We start from the raw sequence: 26,375 nt of genomic DNA, 5'->3' as shown, positions 1-26,375 counted from the left end.
GTGACTGGTGACTGGTGACTGGTGACTGGTGACTGGTGACTGGTGACTGGTGACTGGTGACTGGTGACTGGTGACTGGTGACTGGTGACTGGTGACTGGTGACTGGTGACTGGTGACTGGTGACTGGGCAAAAATATCTATCTCCTACCTTCTGCCTCCTGCCTTCTGCCTCCTGACTCCTGACTCCTGACTCCTTGTAATTAATTCCAATCTTCCTCTTCCTTCTTCCCGCGACTTTTATAAATGCCTCCAACTTGATGTATTTCACGGGTTTTGGCAAAAAGTTCCGCTTCCGTTAAACCCCAACGTTGCAAAACTTTATCTAAGTCTTGTTGAATGTCCCGTGCGCCAGGAAAGCCTTGATAGCGTATTCTCATCCGAGCTAATTCAGCTAAATTGTAATCTGTTGCCTCCTGAGAGAGTAAACTATTAATAAAGGGGCGATCGCGGTTGTAGAGTGGATGCTGTTGATCTTTACTTGCGGAAGATTCTGTCATAAATTTTACCGATGATAGGATTTCACTTTACCCAAGTTGACAGGCTCAACAGTTGCCAGAATAGCCAAATTTTTAGCCATAACTGGCAAATGACGGCTACTACACCTGAGCTAATTACGGCTCTCACCACTGCCATCCAATTTTAAATAAAGATACATTATCTTTAAGAAAATACAAGAAACTTTAGATCAGGGTGAACCTTTAGATCACCCAAAGTCCAAGCAGCAAGGGAGCAAGAACCCGCTATGTTTGAACACTTCACGTCCGAAGCCATCAGGGTAATTATGTTAGCTCAGGAGGAAGCACGCCGCCTGGGACATAACTTTGTCGGTACAGAACAAATTCTCCTGGGTTTAATGGGAGAAGGAACAGGGGTTGCTGCTAAAGTGCTGGCTGAGTTAGGCATTAACCTGAAAGATGCGCGTCGGGAAGTAGAAAAAATTATTGGTCGGGGTTCTGGTTTTGTCCCACCGGAAATTCCTTTTACACCAAAAGTAAAAAGTCTATTTGAGCAGTCCTTCAGAGAAGCTCATGGTCTTGGACACAATTACATAAACACTGAACATTTATTGTTAGGTTTAACTGAGGCGGGGGAAGGAGTAGCCGCCAAAGTATTGCAAAATCTCGGTGTTGACCTGCAAACTATCCGCAATGCCGTGATGAGTGTGTTAGGTGAAGATAACACAGTTTTTGCTGGTGGCGGACGCAATACCAGACGTAATCAAAATCTGAGTATAGAAGAATTTGGGCGTAATCTCACCAAATTAGCTCAAGAAGGCAGATTAGATCCGGTAGTGGGTCGGCAAAATGAAATTGAGCGCACTGTACAAATTCTCGGTCGTCGTACCAAAAATAACCCGGTGTTAATTGGTGAACCTGGTGTTGGCAAAACTGCGATCGCCGAAGGTTTAGCTCAACGCATCATTAACCAAGACGTTCCTGAAGTATTACTGGACAAAGAAGTAATTAGTCTGGATATGGGTTTACTGGTGGCAGGAACTCGCTTCCGGGGCGACTTTGAAGAACGTCTGAAAAAAATCATGGATGAAATTCGCTCCGTCGGTAATATCATCCTGGTAATTGATGAAATTCATACCCTCGTCGGCGCTGGTGGTACAGAAGGCGGTTTAGATGCGGCTAACATCCTCAAACCCGCATTAGCTAGAGGTGAACTGCAATGTATTGGTGCAACTACCTTAGATGAATACCGTAAATACATTGAACGGGATGCAGCGTTAGAGAGACGTTTTCAACCGATTTTAGTCGGAGAACCATCAGTAGCAGAAACTATTGAAATTCTCTATGGTTTGCGCGGTGCGTATGAACAACACCACAAAGTTACCATTGCTGATGATGCAATAATAGCAGCAGCACAGTTATCAGATCGTTATATTAGCGATCGCTTCTTACCAGATAAAGCCATAGACTTAATAGATGAAGCCGGTTCTCGTGTGCGTTTACGTCACTCCCGCATCATCAACAACAAAGAACTCAAACTGCAACTGAAAAACGTCAGCAAAGAAAAAGCAGAAGCTATCAGAGTTCAAGACTTTGGTAAAGCTAGTAAACTGCGTCAAGAAGAAATAGAACTGCAAACCAAACTTGACCTAGAAGAAAACCTGCAAACTCTCAACATTCCCAGCGTTGACGAAGAAGACATTGCTGAGATCGTCGCTTCTTGGACAGGTGTACCAGTAAATAAACTAACTGAATCTGAATCAGAGTTATTACTACACTTGGAAGACACCCTACATACACGCCTGATCGGTCAAGAACAAGCAGTTACAGCCGTTTCTCGCGCTATTCGTCGCGCCCGTGTGGGTTTAAAAAATCCTAATCGCCCCATCGCCAGCTTTATTTTCTCTGGTCCGACAGGGGTAGGTAAAACCGAACTAGCCAAAGCATTAGCGGCTTATTTCTTCGGTTCGGAAGATTCCATGATTCGCTTAGATATGTCCGAATACATGGAAAGTCACAATGTTTCCAAACTCATCGGTTCACCTCCAGGTTATGTAGGCTACGACGAAGGCGGACAACTAACAGAAGCAGTACGCCGCAAACCCTACACAGTGCTACTTTTCGACGAAATCGAAAAAGCGCATCCCGATGTATTCAATATGCTGCTGCAACTTTTAGATGATGGTCATCTTACGGATGCCAAAGGTCGAAAAGTAGACTTTAAGAACACCTTAATTATCTTGACATCTAACATTGGTTCTAAGGTAATTGAAAAAGGTGGTATGAGTTTAGGATTTGAATTTGATAACCAAGCTGATGCAAGTTATCAACGTATCCGCAACTTGGTAAACGAAGAACTGAAAAATTACTTCCGTCCTGAGTTCTTAAACCGTCTTGATGAAATTATCGTCTTCAGTCAGTTGAACAAGGAAGAAGTCAAGCAAATTGCTGACATTATGCTGGGTGAGGTTGCTAACCGCTTAACTGAAAAAGGCATCAAATTAGAAGTCACAGCAGCCTTTAAGGAACTAGTGGTGAGAGAAGGTTATGATCCTAGTTATGGTGCTAGACCTTTACGCAGGGCTATTATGAGACTTTTGGAAGACTCCTTAGCTGAGGCTATTTTATCCAGTCAGATCATCGAAGGTGATACAGCTATTGTAGATGTAGATGATGATGGCCAGGTGAAAGTAAGGAAAGCAGAAACCCGCGAGTTACTGTTAGCTAATGTTGGTTAATTTTGAATAACATATTGACGTTATTCCGTTAATGGGGTAAAGGGAAAAGGTGAAGAAAAACCTTTAACCTTTACCCTTTATATATTTTAATATATTTTAATATATTTTAATATATTTTAATATATTTTAATATATTTTAAATTCAGAAAAAACTGGGCGATCGCTTACTTTATAAGCTGATGTCCCGCTAAACTATATAATCAAAAAACCTGAAGTTACAGTAACACAAGCATCTTGCTTATATTAATTATTCAGGTTAGGAGAGGGAACAGGTAAGGTTTACAGAGATTTTTTCTTCAATAACTATGTGCAATTACAATTAATTTTGCCTGCGTACTTATTAATTACTGGATAAACATAAAACATGATATCAGGGGAAATTAAAAGTCAAGTAGATAAAATTTGGGATGCTTTTTGGTCCGGTGGTATTTCCAACCCCCTAGAAGTAATTGAACAAATTACCTACCTGTTATTTTTGCGTCGTCTGGATGACCTGCATACCTTAGCAGAAAACAAAGCTACCCGACTCAAAAAGCCAATGGAACGGCGTATTTTCCCAGAGGGAGATTATGTATTAGAAAAATCCGAGTCGGGAGAACCGCTAAAAAAACGCCCCTATGATCATTTGCGTTGGTCGCGGTTTCAGCATTTCGCACCGCCAGAAATGTATGCTGTGGTGAATGAATTTGTCTTCCCGTTTCTGCGGACTTTAGGTGGTGATGACTCGACCTATGCCCACCACATGAAAGATGCTCGTTTTACCATTCCCACCCCCGCGCTACTTGCTAAAGTAGTGGACTTGATCGCTAATATCCCAATGGATGACAGGGACACCAAAGGCGACCTGTATGAATATATGTTAAGTAGGGTTTGCTGAATAAACCTAAAACCTTGATATATCAAAGGTTAGAGGCTGATAAACACAGAAATTAGTGCAAGGGTTTTGAAGGGTATACCGGAAAAAGTGTGCATTTTTTGGGATTTCAAGAGATGGCAAAGAAATTTTCCAATCTCCTCCTGACTCCTGACTCCTGACTCCTGACTCCTATGCCCTCACGGAAAGACTTTCTCAGCAACCCCTAAGTAAAATTGCCTCAGCCGGACAAAATGGGCAATTTAGAACACCGCGCCATATTATTGGGCTAATGGTGGAACTGACAGCACCCAAACCGGGGGATGTAATTTGTGACCCTGCTAGTGGAACCTGTGGCTTTTTAGTGACTGCTAATGAATACTTACGTCAACATCACCCCCAGGTGTTAACAGATGTCAAGCTAAAAGCACATTTTCACCAGCAGATGTTTCACGGGTTTGATTTTGATAATACCATGCTGCGAATTGGCAGTATGAATATGCTCCTGCATGGTGTGGAAAATCCTGATGTGAGATATAAAGATTCTTTAGCACAGGAACACGCAGACGATGAGGAAACCTATACTTTATTATTGGCTAATCCTCCCTTTGCTGGTTCCTTAGACTATGAAAACACAGCCAAGGATTTATTAGAAATAGTTAAAACTAAGAAAACAGAGTTATTATTTTTAGCTTTATTTTTAAGATTGCTGAAACCAGGGGGTAGGGCGGCGGTAATTGTCCCCGATGGGGTGCTGTTTGGGTCTTCCAAGGCACATAAAGAATTGCGGAAAATACTGGTAGAGGAACAAAAGCTAGATGGAGTCATATCCCTCCCTGGTGGTGTGTTTAAGCCCTATGCGGGAGTTTCTACGGCGATTTTACTCTTTACTAAAACCAATTCGGGAGGAACTGATTTTGTTTGGTTCTATGATGTCAATGCCGATGGATTGAGTTTAGACGATAAAAGAACACCTTTGTTAACTGAGGATAAACTTGGATCAGTGCCGGCTGTGCAGTTAACCCCGGAGGAACATAGTAAAAATAATTTACCTGATATTTTAGCACGGTGGCAGGTACGTAATACTACAGAACGAGAACGCCCCCGCACGGCTCAAAGTTTCTGTGTCCCAAGGGCGGATATTGCGGCTCAAGGGTATGATTTAAGTCTTAATCGTTACAAGGAAGTGGTACATGAGGAGGTAGACCATTTACCACCCCAGGAAATTCTGGCTAATTTAGCTAAGTTGGAGTTAGAAATTCAACAAAGTATGGAGAAATTAGGGAGTTTGTTAGGTTAACGTTCCCTGAGCGAAGTCCGTTCCCTGAGCGAAGTCCGTTCCCTGAGCGAAGTCCGTTCCCTGAGCGAAGTCCGTTCCCTGAGCGAAGCCCGTTCCCTGAGCGGAGTCCGTTCCCTGAGCGAAGTCCGTTCCCTGAGCAAAGTCCGTTCCCTGAGCAAAGTCCGTTCCCTGAGCGAAGTCCGTTCCCTGAGCGGAGTCGAAGGGAACAAAGTCGAAGTGTCGAAGGGAACAAAGCTTGTACTGAGCTTGCACTGAGCGAAGCCGAAGTGTCGAAGGGAACAAAATCCAAGTCCGTTCCCTGAGCGAAGTCCGTTCCCTGAGCAAAGTCCGTTCCCTGAGCAAAGTCCGTTCCCTGAGCGAAGCCCGTTCCCTGAGCGAAGTCCGTTCCCTGAGCGGAGTCGAAGGGAACAAAGTCGAAGTGTCGAAGGGAACAAAGCTTGTACTGAGCTTGCACTGAGCGAAGCCGAAGTGCGAAGCCGAAGTGTCGAAGTGAACAAAATCCAAGTCCGTTCCCTGAGCGAAGTCCGTTCCCTGAGCGAAGTCCGTTCCCTGAGCGAAGTCCGTTCCCTGAGCGAAGTCCGTTCCCTGAGCAAAGTCCGTTCCCTGAGCGAAGTCCGTTCCCTGAGCGAAGTCCGTTCCCTGACCGAAGCCCGTTCCCTGAGCAAAGTCTGTTCCCTGAGCGAAGCCCGTTCCCTGAGCGAAGTCGAAGGGAACAAAGTCGAAGTGTCGAAGGGAACAAAGCTTGTACTGAGCGAAGCCGAAGTGTCGAAGGGAACAAAATCCAAGTCCGTTCCCTGAGCAAAGTCCGTTCCCTGAGCAAAGTCCGTTCCCTGAGCGAAGTCCGTTCCCTGAGCAAAGTCCGTTCCCTGACCGAAGTCCGTTCCCTGAGCAAAGTCCGTTCCCTGAGCAAAGTCCGTTCCCTGAGCGGAGTCCGTTCCCTGAGCGAAGTCCGTTCCCTGAGCGAAGTCCGTTCCCTGAGCGAAGTCCGTTCCCTGAGCGAAGTCCGTTCCCTGAGCGAAGCTTGTACTGAGCGAAGCCGAAGTGTCGAAGGGAACAAAGTCGAAGGGAACAGAGAGAGGAAACATTGCCAGATTTAAGTATAAAATAAACTTAAAAAATTCAATCATCAACCGATGGCATATATATATATTATTGAATGTGCTGATGGTACTTACTACACTGGTAGTACAATGGATTTAGATCGTCGTTTATGGGAACATCAAAATGGTTATGGAGCAAATTATACAGCGAAACGCTTACCTGTTAAGTTAGTTTTTTGTGAGTATTATGAGCTTGTAAAAGATACTTATGAACGGGAAAAACAAATACAAGGTTGGAGTCGCAAGAAAAAACAAGCTTTGATTTTAGGAAATACAAATTTATTACATAAGTTAGCTGAGTGTAAAAATGAAACTCATTACAGTCGGTTTGCTCATTTGAGTTAGGAAAAGTGTTCCCTTCGACACTTCGGCTTCGCTCAGTACAAGCTCAGTACAAGCTCAGTACAAGCTCAGTACAAGCTTAGTACAAGCTTCGCTCCCTTCGACTTCGCTCAGGGAACGTTGGTCAGGGAACGGGGAGGCTCAGGGAACGGGGAGGCTCAGGGAACGGGGAGGCTCAGGGAACGTTGGTCAGGGAACGGGGAGGCTTAGGGAACGTTGGTCAGGCAGGGAACGGGGAGTGAAATTAAAATAGTAAGAAAATAGTAAGATAAGCAGTTTATAGGAGTAATGGTCATGACAGTTACAACTGCTCAAAAAATGACTTTTGAGGAATTTCTTAATTATGACGATGGGACGGATTATTTATATGAATTAGAAAATGGGGAATTAATTGTTATGCCTTTTGAAAGTGAGATCAATCGGCGCATAGCGATGTTTTTAGTTGCCTATTTTCTAAAATTAGGTATTCCCTATTACCGCTTGAGTATGAAAACAGAAATAGCTGTAAATAGTCGCATGGTGGGGGTGCGTGTTCCTGATTTGGTGGTATTTTCTGAAGAATTAGCTCAGGTGATGCAAAATGCTACACGCTCTTTAATTTTAATGGATATGCCGCCCCCTTTGTTGGTGGTTGAGGTGGTAAGTCCTAATCAGGAAAATCGAGATTATCGTTACAAGCGTTCTGAGTATGCAGCGCGGGGTATTAATGAATATTGGATTGTTGACCCGATGGGGCAAAAGGTGACTGTTTTAGAGTGGGTGGAAGGTTTGTATGAGGAGCAGGTTTTTACAGGTGATGAAGTGATTTGTTCCCCTTTGTTTTCTGAGGTGAAGTTAACTGTAAATGAGTTATTACAAGGATAATAAAAATGTGTATATAATTGATTTTATTGAGGTAAAAAACTATGCGAATTACTTTAGATATTCCTGATGAAATGGTAGAGAGTTTAGAATCTCACAAGGAAGATTTACCAAAAATATTGGCTTTAGGGTTACGAGAAATTAATGCTAATCCCAAGGGTGGTATTTCTGGTTTAGCTGAGGTTTTAGAGTTTTTGGCAATGTTGCCATCTCCTGAACAAATTTTATCTCTTCGTCTTTCTTCTGAAGTTCAGGATAAAATTGATGCTCTTTTAGAGAAAAATCGCCATCAAGGTTGGGATGAAAATGATCTTGTTTTATGGCAACATTATGAGTTTATTGAGCATTTGGTACGTCTTGCTAAAGCTCAGGCTTTACTGAGGTTACAAGCAAGTTATGAGTAAAAGTTATATTCCTAATAGTGTGCGAAAAATGGTGTTTAATCGCGCTCAGGGGTGTTGTGAGTATTGTTTGATTCCAGAAAAGTTAGTTTTAGCTAATCATCAGATAGATCATGTAATTGCAGAAAAACATGGGGGTGCAACTGTGTTAGAAAATTTAGCTCTGTCTTGTTCCTTATGTAATCAAGCTAAAGGTAGTGATATTGCTTCAATTGATCCTGATTCTGGTGATACTGTGAGACTCTATAATCCTAGAAAAGATATTTGGCAAGAGCATTTTATTTTAAATTCACAAAGTGGTATGATTGAACCTCTAACAGCAATTGGTCGGGTAACTGTTCAATTATTACGGATGAATCGTGTTGAGTATTTACCTGTACGTAAAATTATTTCTAGTTTAAATATAAATTAGTAATTTTTCATCAAAAAAGCACTTTCTTCATGCACAATTAGAGTTTTAGTTGAGGTTATTTATATATAAGATTTTATTTTTTAATATCAATGTTGTTTATTAAAGATTTGGAGAAAATGTTAGGGTGAGTAACACTTTTGTAAAACTCGGTTCTGTAGCAGAATTTATTAATGGGGCAGCTTTTAAACCACAAGATTGGGGAGAATCAGGTTTACGAATCATTAGAATCCAGAATTTAACAGATCCAAATAAGCCCTTTAATAGAACAGAAAGAACTGTTTCCGAACTTGTACGAGTTCAACCGGGAGACTTGCTTGTTTCATGGTCTGCTACCCTTGGTGTTTTTGAATGGAATGACTCAGAAGAAGCATTACTTAATCAACATATATTTCGTGTTTTACCTAATACAAAAATAGTTGATAAGCGTTACTTACGTCATGGATTGGAAGTAGCAATTCTTGATATGAAAAAACATTTACATGGTGCAACAATGCAGCACGTAAATAGAGGTGAATTTCTGAGTACAAAGTTCTACCTACCACCATTAGAAGAACAGAAAAGAATAGCAGAGATATTAGATCAAGCGGAGGAGTTGAGGAGAAAAAGAAAGGAAGCGATCGCACAACTCGACACCCTCACTCAATCCATTTTCTTAGAAATGTTCGGAGATCCTGTTAAGAATCCAAAAGGATGGAGTTGTAAAAATTTAGGCGACACTTGTGCAGAAATATATCGTTATCCTACTTTCTACGGTTTTCAATATCAAACTATAGGAACACCTGTTGCAAGAATTGGTAATATTCTTTTAGATGGACGATTAGACCCAAATATCTCTAACTATGTCTTTATAGATCCGGTAATCAGTAAACAATTTCCTCGAACAATTTTAGAACTGTACGACATAGTTATGGCAGTTCGAGGTGATGGATCAACAGCTAAAAGAATTGGTCTTGTTACCTCAAATAGTCTTGTTGGTGCTAATATTAGTCCAAATCTTTTACGTTTCAAAGCAAAGGCAAATATTTCACATCCATTGTTCCTATTCCACTTTATGATTTCTGATAAAGGACAAAAGTTACTTGAGAGTTATGTAACCAGAACGGCCAAGAAAACTATTACAGCGGAAGGAATTAAAAAGATTAAAATTCCATTACCACCTTTCTCTCTTCAAAAAGAATTTGCCCAAAGAGTCGAAGCAGTAGAAGAACTAAAAAAATCACACCGCGCCTCATTATCAGAACTAGATGCCCTCTTTGCATCCCTCCAACATCGTGCATTTAAAGGAGAACTATAACCTCAAAAAATTGATTTACACTATAAAAAAACCGAGAAATATTAGACTTCTAAAACTACTTTCGCCACCGATTCAACCAATCTACCTAACCAATCCAATCCGCCGCTTCTGCGTCAGATAATAGGTTATCTAATGCCATAATTAAATCGGAAAGTGACCAACTATTCTGAGCAGCAAGGATAATACCACCATGTTGCGGATACTTTTCTGCTAGAACAATAAAGTCTCTAATATTGAAAGTAAAAATACATCTTCCCTGAGAAGTTGCACGTAATAATTGAATTTCATCACTAGCATCTAAAGGCATCCAGTCATTTGGTGTACGAGTGACATCATGACCTTTAGACACCAATGCTAAATGTAGTGATTTACTAGAGGTATCAGCATCCAGATGCAGCTTGAGTTTAACCATTGGCACTTTCTAAGGATTGCTCAGAAGAGATCGCTGTATCAATCTGCTCCTTATTGACTACATAAAAACTCAAAGCCTCTCTTACTTGTGCCTCATTTAGCTCATACTCATCAGCAATTTGACTGAGACTCATACCCCATTTTTGGGAAGCTATCACCACAGTCTGGACTCTAATTCCTGTACCTTTAATGATTGGTACAAGTTGCCCATTTGCTCCCTGACGATAAGCAATTTGTGAAAAAGATGCTTTCAGGGTACTGACTTTTTCTGTTACAGCCCACAGAATAAATTGATCAAGCGAAATCCCCTGACTTTGAACTAATTGCTCAATTTCATGCTTCAACTGTTCAGGTAAATTTAGGGTATATGCTGTCATTTGCCGTATTTATTTGCTGGCCTTAGAAACATCATAAGAAACATTATATTCTAAATGTAGCTCAACATCCCATGAAATTCTAGCTTGAAATCAACATATTTACTGAATATAATGAGTATAATCTATTGAAACTAACAACAGCTTATTAACTAAATGAGCCAGTTTACCTTTCTTAAACCCGAATTTCCCACCATTTACGAATCTGCTCACAAAGCCTTTAAAACAGCCTACCGTGACCCCCGGACAGCCTGTTTTTATAGCCGTCGCGCCTTAGAATTAACAGTAAACTGGCTCTATAAATACGACAATACATTAAACTTACCCTATCAAGATAACATTAGCGCCCTCATCCATGAACCGACCTTTAAACAATTAGTAGGTCAAGCCATATTTAACAAAGCCAAACTCATCATTAAAATTGGTAACAACGCCGTTCATGATGAAAGAAAAGTACCCGTTAACGATAGCCTCACCGCAGTCAAAGAATTTTTTCATATAGCATATTGGTTAACCCGTACCTACGGACGCACCACCAAACCAGAACCAGGTTTAACCTTTGATATTAACGCCATACCGCAAGTTACCAAAACCACCCCGGTGAGTGAGCAAAGTCGAACTCCAGCCGGTGAGAGAGATAAAACCCCGGTTAGTGAACAAAATCAAACTAAACTTAGTGAGAAAAACAAAACTCCGGTGAGTGAGCGAAGTCGAACTCAAGAACTGCAAAAATTAGCAATAGAACTCAAAGAAAAAGATGAAAAACTCTCCCTATTACTAACAGATAAAAACGCCCTAGATGAAACCATAAAACAACTCAGAGCCGAACTAGCAGCAGTCAAAAAAGTAAATATTAGCCAACCAGATACACACGACTATTCAGAACAAGAAACCCGCAAGTCCATCATAGATTTATTATTAAAAGAAGCAGGATGGAAGCTGGTTTCGACTTCGCTCAACCAGCGCAACAGTTCCCGTTCCCTGAGCGAAGTCGAAGGCCGTTCCCTGAGCGAAGTCGAAGGCCGTTCCCTGAGCGAAGTCGAAGGGAGCGAAGTCGAAGGCCGTTCCCTGAGCGAAGTCGAAGGGAGCGAAGTCGAAGGGAGCGAAGTCGAAGTGCGAAGCCGAAGTGTCGAAGGGAGCGAAGTCGAAGGCCGTTCCCTGAGCGAAGTCGAAGGGAGCGAAGCTTGTACTGAGCTTGTACTGAGCGAAGCCGAAGTGCGAAGCCGAAGTGTCGAAGGGAACGTTTCCTGTGAATATCCAGTAACAGGAATGCCCAACAACTCCGGTAATGGCTCTGTAGATTATGTATTATGGGGAGATGATGGAAAACCCCTAGCAGTAGTCGAAGCAAAACGTACCCGCAAAGACCCCCGCAACGGTCAACAACAGGCTAAACTCTATGCAGACTGTTTAGAAAAACAATTTAACCAACGTCCCTTAATTTTCTACACCAACGGTTATGAACATTGGTTATGGGATGACACCAACTACCCACCGCGACAAGTCCAAGGGTTCTACAAAAAAGCCGAATTAGAATTACTTATTCAACGCCGCAGCATCCGCAGATCCTTAGCCCAAGCAGATATTAAACCCAGTATAGCAGAACGCTATTACCAAACCCGTGCTATTCGCCGCGTTACAGAAGCTATAGAAACCGACAAAGAACGCAAAACCCTGTTAGTCATGGCTACAGGTGCAGGAAAAACCAGAACAGCGATCGCCCTAGTAGAAATGCTGATGCGTTGTAACTGGGTCAAACGCGCCCTATTTTTAGCCGACCGTGTGGCCTTGGTAGACCAAACCATCAAAGTATTAAAAAAACACCTACCAGAAGCATCTCCAGTTAACCTAGTCACAGAAAAAGATGGAGAAGGGAGAGTATTCGCTTGTACCTATCAGACCATGATGGGATTAATTGATGATACCAAAGAATCAGAAAAACGGTTTAGTGTTGCCCATTTTGATATAATTATTGTTGATGAAGCCCATCGTTCCGTCTTCCAAAAATATCGCCACATCTTCAATAATTTTGATGCTTTACTATTAGGATTAACCGCCACCCCCAAAGATGAAATAGACCGCAACACCTACGGATTATTTGATTTAGAAAGTGGTGTACCTACAGATGCCTATGGCTTAGAAGATGCGGTAAAAGATGGCTTTTTAGTCCCACCTCAAGCCGTCTCAATTCCCCTGAAATTCCAACGTCAAGGAATTAATTATAGTCAACTATCAGAAACAGAAAGAGAAGAATGGGATGCTATAGAATGGGATGATGAAGGTAACATCCCCGACCGCATAGAAGCAGCAGCAGTCAATCAATGGTTATTTAATCAAGATACAGTAGATAAAGTTTTAGAACATCTAATGACCAGAGGTTTAAAAGTTGCCGGCGGTGATATCTTAGGTAAAACAATTATCTTTGCTAAAAATCAAGCTCACGCTAACTTTATCGCTGACAGATTTAATATTAACTATCCCCAATTTAAAGGTGAATTTGCTCGCGTCATTACCTTCAATACTAAATACGCTCAAAGTATTATAGACGACTTTTCTAAAAAAGATAAAATGCCCCATATCGCCATTTCTGTAGATATGTTAGATACGGGAATAGATGTACCAGAAGTAGTAAATTTAGTCATGTTTAAATTGGTGCGTTCTAAAACCAAATTCTGGCAAATGTTAGGAAGGGGAACTCGTCGCTGTGCTGACTTATTTGGTATAGGACAAGATAAACAATTTTTCTATGTATTTGACTACTGCCAAAATTTAGAATTTTTCCAACACAACCCAGAAACCACAGATGCACCCATAGGTAAATCTTTAAGTAAGCAGTTATTTACTAAACGCCTGGAATTAATAGCAGAATTAGATAAATCAATTGTTGATAATTCTATTAATAATTCCGCAATTTACGAAAATCAAACATCTGCAAAAGAACCAAAAACAAATACAGAACTGCGGCATCAAATAGCTAATTTATTATATACAGAAGTTGCAGCCATGAACACAGAAAATTTTATAGTTCGCACAAAACGCCAATTTGTAGAAAAATATGGTAATTATGAATCATGGAAATCATTAGCCCAAGAAGATATTATTACCTTAAATCAAGAAATTGCCGGTTTACCTTCCCAAATACCCACAGAAGCAGAAGAAACCAAACGCTTTGATATATTAATCTTAAAATTACAACTAGCCATAGTCAAATCTCAACCTAATTTAAAACAATTACAAACACAGGTGAAATCAATTGCTGGGTTACTAGAAGAAAAACCAGATATTCCTTTAATTCAAGCACAATTACCATTAATTCAAGATATTCAAAGCGACGAATGGTGGCAAGATGTCACCTTACCCATGTTAGAAACACTCCGCAAACGTCTACGGGGTTTAGTAAATTTAATTGATAAGAAACAACGCGAACCCATTTATACTAATTTTGAGGATGAAATGGGTGAGGAAATTATAGTAGAATTACCTCATTTTACCTCAACAGATCAATTCTATAAGTTCCGATCTAAAGCCAGAGCCTTTTTAAGAGGGCATCAAGATAATATAGTTATTTTCAAACTCAGAACCAATAAACAATTAACCGCATCAGATTTATCCGAGTTAGAAAGAATATTAGCAGAAAGCGGTATCGGAGAAACGGAAGATATTAACCGCGCTAAAGAAGAATCTCAAGGACTAGGCTTATTTGTGCGTTCCTTAGTCGGACTAGATAGGGAAGTTGCTAAACAAGAATTAGCTAGTTTTATAGCTGATAAAAACCTTAATGCTAATCAAATAGAATTTATAGATATGATTATCAACTACCTCACAGAACATGGTGTCATGGATGCAGCATTACTCTATGAATCACCATTTACTGATATTACACCCCAAGGACCAGATGGACTATTTACCTCTGCTCAAGTTGATGAATTAATTGCTTGTTTAGAGGAAGTTTATCAAAAAGCGATCGCCTAACTAAACGTCTAACTAGGGGTTGCTGAGAAAGTCTTTCCGTGAGGGCATAGGAGTCAGGAGTCAGGAGTCAGGAGTCAGGAGTCAGGAGTCAGGAGTCAGGAGTCAGGAGTCAGGAGTCAGGAGGAGATTTGAAAATTTCTTTGCCATCTCTTGAAATCCCAAAAAATGCACACTTTTTCCGGTATACGCTTCAAAACCCTTGCACTAATTTCTGTGTTTATCAGCCTCTAACCTTTGATATATCAAGGTTTTAGGTTTATTCAGTAAACCCTAACTAGGGCTTGCTGAATAAATATGAAAACTTTACAGGTAAAGGGTTTTAGCCTGCTGGAAGTTAAAAAAGTGCCAGCTTTTACAGGGTATACCTTAAAAACTGTGCATTTTGGGTCTGATAAATTAGAAAATCTGGGGATAACAGATAGCTAAGCTGTTGTGCATTTAATTTGTATAAGTGGAACAGGCATCTTGCCTGTTAAACAAGAGTTCAGAATATTAGGATTATACAATTTAGCTGTGTAACAGCTTAAAACTATTCCCTATTCCCTATTCCCTATTCCCTGCCTCAACGAAGGGACTTTTTCAGCAAACCCTAAATACTGGTTAAATTAATGACTTTTTGACTAAGGTAGAAAGGCTAGATAAAACATTTTGCTCGATAAAACATTTTAGCTAATCACTTTGTGCTGGTGTCACATATTCAATTGCAAGATTGATGGTAATTTATTTTTGCACAAATTCAGTTCGACTTCGCTCACTATAAACCTGATTACCAATCGCAATCAAACCTATGGCACTCAATTTATATTTACTGCGACATGGGGAAACAACATTTAGTCAAAATGGCAATTTCTGTGGTGAAACCGATGCAGAATTGACAACCGCAGGAATACAGATGGCAGAAAGTTTTGCCGATGTTTATAAACAATTGCAATGGAAAGGAGTTTATGTTAGTCCCATGAAACGCACCATTGCCACTGCCAAACCATTTTGTGATGCTCTGGGAATAGATATGCAGGTAAGAGAAGGACTCAGAGAAGGTAGTTATGGTGTGTGGGAAACCAAAAGTAAATCCTTTGTACAAGAGAACTACACAGAAAACTATATCAAATGGTTGTCAGAACCTGCTTGGAATGCACCTCTAGGAGGAGAAACAGCCGTAGAAATTGCTAACCGGGCAATACCTGTGATTACTGAAATTATAGAGAAACACCCAGAAGGTAATGTTTTAGTAGTTTCCCATAAAGCCACAATTCGGATTATACTTTGTAGCTTACTAGGAATTGATTTGGGATGTTATCGCTATCGAGTCAATATTTTAGTAGCCTCAGTCAGTAAGGTGAAATTTGATGTTAATGGTCCATTGTTGGAGATATTAGGCGATCGCTACCATATACCTGATCATATTCGCTCACGTCCAGGAACATAAACACACCTTACTTCTGACTCCCGGAGGTTAACAAAAAAAGTAGGGGCAATCCCCCGTGGTTGCCCCGATTTGCCTCTAGCTAACGGTTCGCTGCTCCATTAGAATTTGATAAGAATACTGGAAATCATCAAGAGTAATCCTAATAGCAGCCGGGTCTGTTTCCCCTTGGTCTCGAAAACGGCGAATTGCTTTCACAGCAGCCTGATTACACAGCAAAACTAAATCTGCTCCGTTCCAGCCTTCGGTGGACTCAGCCCAATATGCCAAATCCACATCTAACAAAGGTCTGCCCTCAGTGTAGACTCGCAAAATTTCTAGACGGCTGGCTAAATCAGGTAAATCAACCTTGAATTGCAAGTCTAATCTTCCTGCCCGTAATAAAGCAGGGTCAAGGGCATCAGGACGATTAGTAGCCCCAATCACTAAAATATTAGTCCCCGTCTCTAAACCATCCAATTCAGTGAGTAGTTGCCCGACTACGCGGTTACTAACTCCCGAATCACCAGTGTAAGTTCCCCGTGCTGGGGCTAAGGTATCAATTTCATCAATAAATATGACACAGGGATCAGCTTGCCTGGCTTTAGCAAATAATTCTCGCACAGCTTGTTCACTAGCTCCCACCCAACGAGTAAGTAACTCTGGACCATTGACACCAATAAAATTAGCTCTGGCTTGGGAAGCTACGGCCTTAGCTAATAAAGTTTTACCAGTTCCCGGAGGACCCCAAAGCAAGATGCCCCTGGGTGCTACGGCCTTGGTTTGGCGGTAAAGTTCTGGATACAGTAAAGCTCCTTCGACGGATTCCTGTAGGGTTCGCTTAATTGTCTCCAAACCACCAATATCTTCCCATTCCACATGGGGGACTTCAACTTCCATGCTACGAAGCACTGCTGGTTTGATTTCTTTGAGTGCTTGTATAAAATCCGATTGATTCACCGTCATAGTGTCAGGAGCTTGCACATCAATCGAAGGAACTTGACGGCGTAAAGCGATGTAAGCTGCTTTTTGACATACGGCTTTTAAGTCAGCACCTACAAATCCCACAGTGCGATCGCTGATAAATTCCAAATTGACCGTATCATCCACAGGCATATTACGAGTCAGAACTTGTAATATTTCTTTGCGTCCGTTGTTGTCTGGAATGCGAAACTGAATTTCCCGGTCAAATCTTCCTGGACGACGTAGGGCTGGATCAAGATGGTCAGGGCGGTTAGTAGCTGCTAGAACAATTACCCCTTGAGTTTGGGTAAAACCATCCATCAAGCTTAATAACTGAGCAACTAAACGTTTTTCTACTTCCCCTTCCACTGCACTGCGATCTGGGGCGAGGCTATCAATTTCATCAATAAAAATAATACAGGGAGCATTTTTGGCTGCTTTTTCAAAGATGCCTCGCAGTCTTTGTTCTGCTTCTCCGTAATATTTGCTGATTACTTCTGGTCCGACTAGGGCAATATAGTTAACTCCTAATTCCTCAGCCAAGGCCCTGGCTGTCAGAGTTTTACCAGTACCCGGAGGTCCTACCAACAGTACGCCATGTGTGGGTTCTAGTCCCAATTTAACCAGCAAATCAGGGCGTTTTAAGGGAACAGCAATTAGTTCTTTGAGTTCTTTGAGAACTTCACTCAGTCCGCCGATATCTTTGAGGGTCATACCCGAATTAGAATCAGGTGGTATGATCGGCTCTGATGAACCTGCATTAGCGGCTGGAGAGGAAGGAGAAGGGGAAGTAGAAGGAGAGGAAGGAGTGCGGATCCGACTAGTCCCTATATTGCTACTACTCCCACGGGGAATATTGCCTGTTCTGGGAATACTACTGACGGATCTTGTGTTAAACTGCACATCAGTTTTCACTTCTCCACTGTCAATTTTTTCTTCTAACGTCTTGACCAATTCTATGAACTGCTCAAATCCTTTGAATAAATCACTCATGACATCCCTTTCTAAAATGAACTTACAAAAATATTGTTGCGGCTAAATTGTTCTTTAATTGGAGGTTAGTTCCTCAAATGCAAATAAAAGATCAGCCGCGCCTTTAATTCGGTCTATTGGTTCTACCGACCTGGGTAATTGAGGCAAGCGAATAATCGTTTGTTCTGAAAATAAGCCCTGATTGATTTCTGAATTTTGAGTGTAGCGATTTTGCACCACATAGCGTTGTTGAATTCCCATTTTTTTCAGAGATTCTGTTAAGCGGATATGTTCAGCTATAATTGCTTCCTCTGCCTGAATTACACCTATAAATTGGGTGTGTTTGGGGTCTTTCAATTTCTTTTGAGCTTGGATAACTTGTTGGCGCAGATTACGTAGCCGTCCAATGAAATCAACTCGACCCAAAACGTCTTGATATTTCATCCATAGCTTAAATATCCAAGATAACCAATCTCCTAAAGCTGAGGGCATTGCTAAGAATTGTAGCAGATGACCTGTAGGAGCAGTATCTAAAATAATCAAATCTTGCTGGTTACTTTCTAATAAATTTATAATGGTAATTAGGGATAGCATTTCATCAATTCCTGGTAAAGCTTGAGACATGATCTGTCTCCAAGCCTCTGGCAGATAAGCCATATTGACATTTGTGTCTGTTGCTGTTCCTTCACCACTAATCATATCCGCCAATTCCCAAAGATAATCAGTACGAAACTGATCTAATATTCTGTCAGCATCAATTTCTTGTCCGCTTAAATTAGGAGCTAATAATTTGGCCTGATGCCCTAATTTTTCTCCAAAGGCATCTCCCAAAGAATGAGCAGGATCTATGGAAATAACACGAATTTTTTGCTCAGGATAATGATTGGCAAAAGCCCAACCCATTGCTGCTGATACTGTAGTTTTGCCGACTCCGCCTTTGCCGCCGACAATAATTAGTTGACATCCTGCTGCTAAAAAATCACTAAAGCTGGGTGGTATTCTCACTGGCCATGTAATGACTGGAGCAGATACCAGTTCAACTTGCTCAATTTTTTGAATTTGTGCGGCTAGATGATCTAATTCTAAATTACCTAATGGGGCTGATGGCTGTTGTGGGACAATAAAAACTGGTTGATTTTGGGAAATATTTAAGAACTTTTGTAGGTATTTTTCCTGCTCTGCATAACGATCTGGATCTATATTGGCATCTGTCAAAATGCGATTGATTAATATTCCTGAGTAGGGAACATCTAAGGTTTTTAACTGTTCTAAAAATCTCTCTGTTTCTGCCAAACACATCGGTTCAGCAATGGCAATTACTAAACAACCTGTAAAGTGATTATCTTGTAGTAGTCTTCTACCTTCTGATAATTGAAATTTGAGATCAGCTAAAAAGTTGTCAACTTCATCACGGGTATAACTACCTGTGAAAGTTTCTGTGATCACTTGATGCTTCTTTTGGAATAATTCTAATGAATTTAAAATTACATCTAGAAAATCCTTTAAGCGCAATAAATTCAAGGTATGTCCAGAAGGTGCCATATCAACTACTATGCGATCAACGCTTTTGTCTGATAGTAACCTTTGTATTTCTAGTAATCCCATCAGTTCGTTTAAGCCAGGCCAGTTTAAATCCCAAACTGGGGCTAAATCTTCTCCATCAGCTAAACTTCCTCTTTCCACTAATAGTTCTAAAAATTGACTATATTTTGCCCTAAATTCTAATAGCAGTTTTTGAGCATCTAAAGCCTGAATACTCAAATTGGGTAAATCTGCTATTGGTGCAGCATCATCTGTCACTTTTGCAAGTAATACATCTCCTAAAGAATGTGCCGGATCTGTGGACAATAATAAGATTTTTTCTTCCGGGAACTTTGTCGCCCAATAACGCGCAAAACAGCAAGACATGGTGGTTTTACCGACTCCGCCTTTGCCGCTAAACAGAAGTAAATTAAGTGAATCGTACTGGTTCATAATTTTCAAAATCAATCAAATAATAGTTAATAAGCATTAAATAAAATGGTAAGGTGGAAGAACATCTCCCAATGATAAATCCCAGCGTGGGCAAGCTTTTTGCCAACTTAAAAATTGTTCTAAAATTAAAATTTTATCTTGAGAGCCAACCAAAATGTAAATTCTTACTTCTTCTTGCTTGTCTTGAATAACTATTGGCAATTGATGTACATTTCTGATGACATCAATTAAGTTTTGTTTTTCTGTATCTTGAGCAATAGTAAAGTTTTGTCTATTTTGATATTGTTGCTTTTTAGCTAAAAAGTAATTCCTCCCCTTTTCCGTAAATGTTTCTGTTTCAGGTAAGGAATGAGGAATTAGTTTTAAACAAAATTCGACTTTACCTTTGATTTTTTCTAGCTGTTTGCGATATTCTTGGCTATGCAATTCTAGATAGTTAAGTAGTTTTGTTTGAGACTTAAAACAAGTGCCAAATCTCAATGGTAAAATTGTAATTTGCTCAAAAATTTCACAAATAACTCGATCATGACATAAAGCCATCTGGATAATTTCAGCATCATTTTTTTGGCACGATTCTAAAGATATTCCAGGCTCGACAATAGCAGAAAGTTGAGTACCATTAATCAAAACTACTTGACTAGCAATTCCTTGGGGCAAGGTTAGGGGAAAGCTAGGAGTTTCTAAAAAAGCATAAGTGTAGAAGTTTTCTAATTCCATCTTTTTTCCATAGAGACATACAACCAATGACTGACAAATTTTTTATAATCATTAAAACTACAACTTGATATTTTCTGAATTTATAAAAAAAATCTATTATTTGAGTATTTAGGCGTTTACAATTGAATAAAACTAGTTATAATGTTGAAAATATTTAGGTACTTTTCATGAAAAATATTCGCAACCGCGGTTTGATTAGGGCTAAAGTTAGTACGATGCCTAGAAATAAATCAGATGCTTCAAGTCAATTAGAGCTTTATAAAATGGTGACTGAAAAGCAACGTATCCAACGAGAGTTATATGGAATTAAAGAAAGAATGTTTGTACTCCAACAAAGGTTAGACGTTCTAAATCATCAGATCGAAGAAACGGAAAAAACCATTCATAGATTACGTCAACCTCACTCAACAACTGTTCAAAATATATCTCAGAAAAAGGAAACTAGTGAACCGCATAATTACCACACTTTTGAGATTGAATATTAATTTTTGTTTAAACTTTAACCCGCATGAGCGGGTTTTCTACTCTTATCCTCAAGATAATTACCAGATAAGTTTTTGCTAGGAAGCACTACTTTGTGTGCAGACGTTGTTATTACCAGTAAATGGTTTCAAGATTTCAGAGATTATAGCAGGTAAACAATAATCTATGCAATCTAGACACCGCCAGGATTGTACTGATAATTTAGACAAGCTGTAATTCTTCAGCTTCAGCATCTCTGTTGGCTTCCTCTTCCAATGCTTGAATTTTTAAAAGAATTTCCTCTTCTTGAGCCTCAAATTCTTCTTCACCAAGTTCACCGAGATCGAAGGCAAGCTGTAAACTTAATAATCGTTTATGTAAATTTTCTTGAGCATCAAACTCTGTATTTGTACGCTCCTGGATTTTCTCTGCAATCCAGACAACTCCACCAATTGGTCCAGTTATGGGAGCTAGTAAAATTTTCATTAACATATTGATAAATCCTATTGAGTTTTTAAGTTATCTTCAGCAAAAACCAACTTTTTAACATCACAGCTTGGGGCTGCAAGAAATTAGGTATACTACTCAGAAACAAGCTGCGCGAATGTATAGGGCGCAGTAAAATTATTGTAACGAATACGTAGGCGATCGCCAAATTTCTGATCAATAGTTTCCACGCGCTCGCTAAATACAGATTCGCTTTCCCAAGGAATGAGAAATGCGGCATTGTATATCATTTCTTCATTCATCGGTTCACTTTCAATCACCTCTGTTGCTAAAGGATTTAATTCCTCCAAGAAAGCTTGAATTACAGCTTCCTTACGAGCCTGCAAATTACTTTCAATTAACTGCCCAATACCAATAATCTCTTCCATGCTTAAGTTTTTACCCTCCATCTTGTCCCGCTGCTGTTTTAAATCTGGATTAGATTCCATCATTGCTTGGACTTCAGACTTAGTATTCCAAAGAATCTTAATACTTACTTCTCTTTGTCCTGCTAACTTGCTAAATAATTCTTCTAACTGCTGCTTATATAGTTGGATCAGTTGTCTATTAATTTCTTCCCAATCTTTAACAACTAATCCAAAGCGCAAAGGTAGAAGCGTATGAAATCCCGCCTTCATTGCTTCTTCTAACACTCTTTCATGAGCCAATAAATTTCGGCGAGAAGCTAAATATTTTTCTTGACAAGCTTCTGAATATAAAAAAGTAAATCCATCAACTACTTGACTCTGAACAGTTTGTCCATCCAATCCTTTAAGTTCCAGAGAATTAGAAATTGATTCAGGGAAAATACCGTACAAATAAAGACCAAAATTCATAATCTGCAAATTAATTAAAATGTATTTAAACTTAAACTTTATTTTACGAAGGATATGTCGCTTCTGATTTAATTGACCCAATTGGTTTAGAGGTCAGAACTAACTGCAATTTAGCATGAATCAGATCCAACTGAGCTATACCTATATCTACTTCACCCTCTACAACAATTCCCGTATTTAACAGGCGATCCAGTAATTCCAATATAGAAGGATTGTTGCTAGGTTCCCCTGGATAATAAGAGCCTGGATGAGGCAAAAGAGTACCAAAATCTCCTAAATTTACATTTAACTCCTCTGGATTAATTTCAAATATTTCACACAAATGTAAAATTTGCTCTTCCAACTTTTGTAAACTTTCTGCTGCTCGCTCCAACTCTAATTCGCTCAAGCATTCTCGTTCCATCCGCCGAATTACTTGAGCTTCCATCAGTTGACGCACCAATTCTAGTAACGTCAACAATAAAGGAGCTAAACCCGCTTCATTCTTGGATTTAGAACCAGTAGTTAGTAAATCTTGAGAATTATTAATTGGAGTGTCAACCATTTCCATGATGTCATCTAAAACTTTAAGTTTTTTCCACTAAGTTCTTTTCACAATGATTAAAATTTCAGGAGTTCCAGTTTTGATTAATCTAAATTTGGATAACTCCTAAATTGCAATTAGACATCAACGGGGGGATCTATGGATAACAATGGTATACTTTCTTGGTCTATTTCCCCAGAAATATTTTCCGTATTAGCTAAAGTAAATTGCTCCTCTTCTATGACAGATTCCTCTTCTTCTTGTATGTTGCTATCTATGGATAATGGGATCACTTCTTGGTTCTCTTCCTCAAAACTAGCTTCCGTATTAGCTAAGGTTAGTTGCCCTTCTTCTATTGCTGATTTCATTACGTTCATTTGCGCTTCTAAGCTTTCTAGGCGCTGTTGGAGTAGTTGGTTTTCTTCAACCAGACTTTGCGCCTTACTGCTGAGATAAGGGTCATTTTCCCACCAATTGATACCCATCTCTTTAGCTTTATCAACGGAGGAAATTAACAAGCGAATACGAATATGTAGAAGTTCGGTAGAAGCAATAGATACAGATATATCACCTGCAATGACAATACCTTTATCTAAAACTCTTTCGAGAATGTCCGCCAAAGTCGAACCTTGGGTAGATGTGGTAATAGTTCGACTTGGGTTTGTTTGACGTGTTGGCAATATTGGGGTAGAAGTCACGAGTGATTCAACTCTTGAATAGTATAAAGACCATTAACTTTGTTAACCAAAGACTTTTGCTTTAAAGAATGAAGAGCATTGAATATTACATTCTTGTCTAGATTCAAAGCTTTTTGCAGTCCATTTATTCCTTCACTTTTATGCTCAGTTAGGTAATAATAAACTTCCTTCTCAAAAGGAACTATATTTTCTAAAGTTTCTAAATCAGTCTGAGGCTGGGAAACTTCCTTTAGAGAATAACCGTTATGAAACTCCTCATCAACATTCATCATCTCTAAAGCCTGGGCTACGCTTGTAGAAGCTTGATTCAGCAAATCCGCCAAAATAGATGTACACTCGCTGATAGATAAATTTGTGCGGTTGAATAAAATATCCATAGCAATATCCCGAAAGTCCGCATTTTCTGGTGTTGCTACAATACCGTTATCTGCACAAACTTTACCAATCATTAAACAAGACCGCAAGCCAGAAGTTTTTTCAGCCCCTGTAGCCTGACGAAATGATTTAACTAAATGCACGATAAAATAAGCAGATTCTCTATCTAGATTTGTTTTTTGAATTAATATCTCAGTTTGAGTTAACTCGTCTGGTTCTGGCATATTAATAGTTACCAATCTATCCATTAAAGCATCTTGTGTAGAGTGAACGCCGCAATACTCTTCTGGATTAGAGGTAAAAATTACCCGAAACTGGGGATTAACATTTAAATATTCTGGTTGATTACTGCTAGGGGGAAGACTGAGAATTTTTTCTTCTAAGGCTGAAAGCAATACGTTATTAACTTCAGGACGTGAACGATTAAATTCATCATATACCAACGTAAATCCTTCCCGACAAGCTAAAGTTAGTCGAGAATCTACCCAATTCTGTCTGAATTCGTCTTCAATTTTTACAACACTGTGAATATAATTATCGAGTAACTTTTTGTGAGTGTATCCCGATTCACTACCAATCAGATCTGAACTCTTAAATTCGTCATCTCCAAACAATAACATTACTGGCCTGTCTAAACAATGAGCCAAATGCAGAGCTAAAGTAGTTTTACCTGTTCCAGCTGGACCCCGTAAGTGAATGGGAAACCCTGACTTGAGATAAAGTAAAGCCCGAGATGCTACTTTTTCAATAGCAGGTGTCACCACAAACTGCCCTGGGCGAACACGAAGAACTGCTCTTTTCTGATTCATATTCATGATAGTCATAAATTCACGATAGTTGGAAAATAACTTGGAAAAAAGGGAAAAAGATTGCTATCTTTTCTAATTGGAATGTGCTATGTTTAATCTATATAGTTTCCAGCAGAGAGCTTAGTTATATAACTGTAGTCAAGTTATTTTTCAAATAGCCATTGTTTTTAGCTTGAACCAGGTATAAACTGAGACTATCATTGTTTAACGCCAAAACTCATTGTTGATTTTTATTATTCACCCCCTGATCTTCACAGTTTTACAACTATTGGATTAGGGGGAATTACTATATAGCCCAATTATCTAACAGTCAGCAGGATTGTGAGTATTAATTGCGACGGTAATTGCCAATAACACTCGCAAATAAATCCTGACGGAATTGACGCAGATTCTGCTTTTGTTCATTAGCTTTAGCAATACGTTCTTTAGCCGTATTTGCTAAAAATTCATCGGTTGTTTGCTCAAGTTGCTGATGGAACTCACTCAACTCTTTCGCTTGTGCCTCAGCTTTAGCAATACGTTCTTTAGCCGTATTTGCTAAAAATTCATCGGTTGTTTGCTCAAGTTGCTGATGGAACTCACTCAACTCTTTCGCTTGTGCCTCAGCTTTAGCGATACGCTCTTTAGCAGCATTTGCTAAAAACTCATCGGTTGCTTGCTTGAGTTGCTGATAGAACTCGTCCAACTCTTTTGCTTGCTGGTTAGTTTGAGCAATGCGTTTTTGGGCAGCATTTGCCAAAAATTCATCGGTTGTTTGCTTGAGTTGCTGATAGAACTCGTCCAACTCTTTTGCTTGCTGGTTAGTTTGAGCAATGCGTTCTTTAGCAGCATTTGTCAAAAACTCATCAGTTGTTTGCTTGAGTTGCTGCTGGAATTGATGCAGTTCTTCCGCTTGTTTTTTTGCTTGAGTAAACCGCTTGCTTTTTGTCTCAGACAGGAATAAATTTACTTCCTCAAATATTGAGTTATTCTCCTGCCGGATTCTTTCCATTAAAGCCGCCATGAAGTTCTCCTAGAAATTAGAAGCTGGTATCAACTACATTCACCGGAGTTTTTTACTCAGTGAATGTAGTTGCAGGTGTTTCTGCTTTTTTAATAGATATGCTTTCATGAAAACTATATTTCCGCATATCAAAGTCATTAAAAAAGCAATGATGGTACTAGAATTTAATCCTAATTAAATTCTTAATCTCGGACATCTACTTCAAAATTAAGCAGGTACCGCAGCAGACTGAGTCAAACCTACAGCTTCTGCATATTTCAGGTAGGTTTCTACAGATGCGATTACGATTCTAGCTTCTACTGCTAGTAATTCAATACCAACCAAGGAAACACGAACCCAAGCATCTACAACGATACCTTTGTCTAGGATTCTATCAATAACTTCTGCCAAGCTGGAGGAAGAATTAGTTTTTTCAACTGCCATTGTTTTGCACCTTAATTTTTTATCGTTGTTTATTTTTTGGCATGTTTTGCACCTTAATTTTTTATCGTTGTTTATTTTTTGGCATTGCCAACCCAAGTTTAGCAGAATAATTACCTTTAATTGGATAATTATTCTACTCATTGCATATCTACTTCAAAATTAAGCAGGTACCGCAGCAGACTGAGTCAAACCTACAGCTTCTGCATATTTCAGGTAGGT

At 39.6% G+C, this 26,375-nt stretch carries 27 protein-coding genes; 13 read left to right on the top strand and 14 right to left on the bottom strand.

Features of this window, described 5'->3' with window-relative positions; genetic code table 11:
* Both H6F45_RS23505 and H6F45_RS23500 read right to left on the bottom strand, forming a co-directional pair.
* Positions 1–253, bottom strand: a 253-nt coding sequence (locus tag H6F45_RS23505) for a hypothetical protein (protein WP_190348527.1), incomplete at its 3' end; no start/stop codon positions are given.
* Entirely contained in the window at positions 201–497 is a 297-nt protein-coding gene (locus tag H6F45_RS23500) for a DUF3288 family protein (protein ID WP_137667579.1), read from the bottom strand. The genes H6F45_RS23500 and H6F45_RS23505, both read right to left, overlap by 53 nt.
* Before the next feature lie 245 nt (positions 498–742).
* On the opposite strand from H6F45_RS23500, the gene H6F45_RS23495 reads away from it, so the two are divergent.
* The 8 genes from H6F45_RS23495 (at position 743) to H6F45_RS27390 (ending at position 9,756) form a co-directional block, all read left to right on the top strand.
* A complete protein-coding gene (locus tag H6F45_RS23495; protein ID WP_190348526.1) occupies positions 743–3,193 on the top strand; it encodes an ATP-dependent Clp protease ATP-binding subunit in 2,451 nt (816 codons plus the stop codon).
* Positions 3,194–3,557: 364 nt separating this feature from the next.
* The gene (locus H6F45_RS23490; RefSeq protein WP_190348525.1) at positions 3,558–4,070 is read left to right on the top strand and encodes a type I restriction-modification system subunit M N-terminal domain-containing protein; all 513 of its coding nucleotides are present in this window, start codon (positions 3,558–3,560) and stop codon (positions 4,068–4,070) included.
* Between the two features lie 211 nt (positions 4,071–4,281).
* Complete coding sequence (locus H6F45_RS23485; RefSeq protein ID WP_347237785.1) at positions 4,282–5,346, top strand: class I SAM-dependent DNA methyltransferase; 1,065 nt, start codon at positions 4,282–4,284, stop codon at positions 5,344–5,346.
* A gap of 1,133 nt (positions 5,347–6,479) precedes the next feature.
* A complete protein-coding gene (locus H6F45_RS23480) occupies positions 6,480–6,791 on the top strand; it encodes a GIY-YIG nuclease family protein (RefSeq protein ID WP_190348524.1) in 312 nt (103 codons plus the stop codon).
* Between the two features lie 291 nt (positions 6,792–7,082).
* A complete protein-coding gene (locus tag H6F45_RS23475) occupies positions 7,083–7,652 on the top strand; it encodes a Uma2 family endonuclease (RefSeq protein WP_096567106.1) in 570 nt (189 codons plus the stop codon).
* Positions 7,653–7,693: 41 nt separating this feature from the next.
* Entirely contained in the window at positions 7,694–8,053 is a 360-nt protein-coding gene (locus tag H6F45_RS23470) for a hypothetical protein (RefSeq protein WP_190348523.1), read from the top strand.
* On the top strand, positions 8,046–8,462 hold the full coding sequence (locus tag H6F45_RS23465; protein WP_137667574.1) for an HNH endonuclease: 417 nt from the start codon (positions 8,046–8,048) through the stop codon (positions 8,460–8,462). The genes H6F45_RS23470 and H6F45_RS23465 overlap by 8 nt, the downstream gene beginning before the upstream one ends.
* A 124-nt stretch (positions 8,463–8,586) precedes the next feature.
* Entirely contained in the window at positions 8,587–9,756 is a 1,170-nt protein-coding gene (locus H6F45_RS27390) for a restriction endonuclease subunit S (RefSeq protein WP_190348522.1), read from the top strand.
* Between the two features lie 85 nt (positions 9,757–9,841).
* Here H6F45_RS27390 and H6F45_RS23455 read toward each other — a convergent pair whose 3' ends face one another.
* Both H6F45_RS23455 and H6F45_RS23450 read right to left on the bottom strand, forming a co-directional pair.
* The gene (locus tag H6F45_RS23455) at positions 9,842–10,168 is read right to left on the bottom strand and encodes a DUF5615 family PIN-like protein (RefSeq protein WP_096567112.1); all 327 of its coding nucleotides are present in this window, start codon (positions 10,166–10,168) and stop codon (positions 9,842–9,844) included.
* Positions 10,161–10,544 carry a DUF433 domain-containing protein gene (locus H6F45_RS23450; protein ID WP_190348521.1) on the bottom strand — a complete coding sequence of 128 codons (384 nt, stop codon included), beginning with the start codon at positions 10,542–10,544 and terminating at the stop codon, positions 10,161–10,163. Before H6F45_RS23450 ends, H6F45_RS23455 begins: the two co-directional genes overlap by 8 nt.
* 153 nt (positions 10,545–10,697) lie before the next feature.
* Between H6F45_RS23450 and H6F45_RS23445 the strand changes: the two genes are divergently transcribed.
* The 4 genes from H6F45_RS23445 to H6F45_RS23440 all read left to right on the top strand — a co-directional run bounded on the left by H6F45_RS23445 (position 10,698) and on the right by H6F45_RS23440 (position 15,939).
* Complete coding sequence (locus H6F45_RS23445) at positions 10,698–14,513, top strand: DEAD/DEAH box helicase family protein (protein WP_190348520.1); 3,816 nt, start codon at positions 10,698–10,700, stop codon at positions 14,511–14,513.
* Between the two features lie 19 nt (positions 14,514–14,532).
* Positions 14,533–14,667 carry a hypothetical protein gene (locus H6F45_RS27170; RefSeq protein WP_277877020.1) on the top strand — a complete coding sequence of 45 codons (135 nt, stop codon included), beginning with the start codon at positions 14,533–14,535 and terminating at the stop codon, positions 14,665–14,667.
* 140 nt (positions 14,668–14,807) lie between these two features.
* A complete protein-coding gene (locus H6F45_RS27165) occupies positions 14,808–14,939 on the top strand; it encodes a hypothetical protein (RefSeq protein ID WP_268932479.1) in 132 nt (43 codons plus the stop codon).
* A 361-nt stretch (positions 14,940–15,300) separates the two neighbouring features.
* The gene (locus H6F45_RS23440) at positions 15,301–15,939 is read left to right on the top strand and encodes a histidine phosphatase family protein (protein ID WP_096567118.1); all 639 of its coding nucleotides are present in this window, start codon (positions 15,301–15,303) and stop codon (positions 15,937–15,939) included.
* A 75-nt stretch (positions 15,940–16,014) separates the two neighbouring features.
* On the opposite strand, the gene H6F45_RS23435 is transcribed toward H6F45_RS23440, so the two are convergent.
* Genes H6F45_RS23435 through H6F45_RS23425 form a run of 3 tightly spaced genes read right to left on the bottom strand, consistent with a single transcriptional unit; the run spans position 16,015 to position 20,541 of the window.
* Complete coding sequence (locus H6F45_RS23435; protein ID WP_190348519.1) at positions 16,015–17,871, bottom strand: AAA family ATPase; 1,857 nt, start codon at positions 17,869–17,871, stop codon at positions 16,015–16,017.
* 54 nt (positions 17,872–17,925) lie between these two features.
* Complete coding sequence (locus tag H6F45_RS23430) at positions 17,926–19,824, bottom strand: TRC40/GET3/ArsA family transport-energizing ATPase (RefSeq protein ID WP_190348518.1); 1,899 nt, start codon at positions 19,822–19,824, stop codon at positions 17,926–17,928.
* A 36-nt stretch (positions 19,825–19,860) separates the two neighbouring features.
* Entirely contained in the window at positions 19,861–20,541 is a 681-nt protein-coding gene (locus H6F45_RS23425) for a GvpL/GvpF family gas vesicle protein (RefSeq protein ID WP_096567122.1), read from the bottom strand.
* A 167-nt stretch (positions 20,542–20,708) separates the two neighbouring features.
* Between H6F45_RS23425 and H6F45_RS23420 the strand changes: the two genes are divergently transcribed.
* Positions 20,709–21,026, top strand: coding sequence for a gas vesicle protein (locus H6F45_RS23420; protein ID WP_137668580.1), 318 nt, complete (start codon positions 20,709–20,711; stop codon positions 21,024–21,026).
* A gap of 199 nt (positions 21,027–21,225) precedes the next feature.
* Here H6F45_RS23420 and H6F45_RS23415 read toward each other — a convergent pair whose 3' ends face one another.
* From H6F45_RS23415 to gvpA, 7 genes are all read right to left on the bottom strand, one after another.
* On the bottom strand, positions 21,226–21,495 hold the full coding sequence (locus H6F45_RS23415; protein WP_096567126.1) for a gas vesicle protein GvpG: 270 nt from the start codon (positions 21,493–21,495) through the stop codon (positions 21,226–21,228).
* A gap of 89 nt (positions 21,496–21,584) precedes the next feature.
* Positions 21,585–22,325 (bottom strand): GvpL/GvpF family gas vesicle protein, encoded by a 741-nt coding sequence (locus H6F45_RS23410; RefSeq protein WP_096567128.1) that lies wholly within the window; start codon positions 22,323–22,325, stop codon positions 21,585–21,587.
* A gap of 43 nt (positions 22,326–22,368) precedes the next feature.
* Positions 22,369–22,875 carry a gas vesicle protein K gene (locus tag H6F45_RS23405; protein WP_137668581.1) on the bottom strand — a complete coding sequence of 169 codons (507 nt, stop codon included), beginning with the start codon at positions 22,873–22,875 and terminating at the stop codon, positions 22,369–22,371.
* 110 nt (positions 22,876–22,985) lie between these two features.
* Positions 22,986–23,546, bottom strand: coding sequence for a gas vesicle protein (locus tag H6F45_RS23400; protein WP_096567132.1), 561 nt, complete (start codon positions 23,544–23,546; stop codon positions 22,986–22,988).
* A complete protein-coding gene (gene gvpN, locus H6F45_RS23395; protein WP_096567134.1) occupies positions 23,543–24,745 on the bottom strand; it encodes a gas vesicle protein GvpN in 1,203 nt (400 codons plus the stop codon). Before gvpN ends, H6F45_RS23400 begins: the two co-directional genes overlap by 4 nt.
* Before the next feature lie 313 nt (positions 24,746–25,058).
* Positions 25,059–25,733 carry a gas vesicle protein GvpC gene (gvpC, locus tag H6F45_RS23390; RefSeq protein WP_190348517.1) on the bottom strand — a complete coding sequence of 225 codons (675 nt, stop codon included), beginning with the start codon at positions 25,731–25,733 and terminating at the stop codon, positions 25,059–25,061.
* Positions 25,734–25,940: 207 nt separating this feature from the next.
* The gene (gene gvpA / locus H6F45_RS23385; protein ID WP_057178839.1) at positions 25,941–26,156 is read right to left on the bottom strand and encodes a gas vesicle structural protein GvpA; all 216 of its coding nucleotides are present in this window, start codon (positions 26,154–26,156) and stop codon (positions 25,941–25,943) included.
* Between the last annotated feature and the right edge of the window lie 219 nt (positions 26,157–26,375).

Origin of the sequence: Sphaerospermopsis sp. FACHB-1194 (assembly GCF_014696235.1) — a bacterium.
Lineage (GTDB): Bacteria > Cyanobacteriota > Cyanobacteriia > Cyanobacteriales > Nostocaceae > Sphaerospermopsis > Sphaerospermopsis kisseleviana.
Note: the sequence above shows the minus strand (reverse complement) of the source record. Positions and strands in the feature narration are given on the sequence as shown.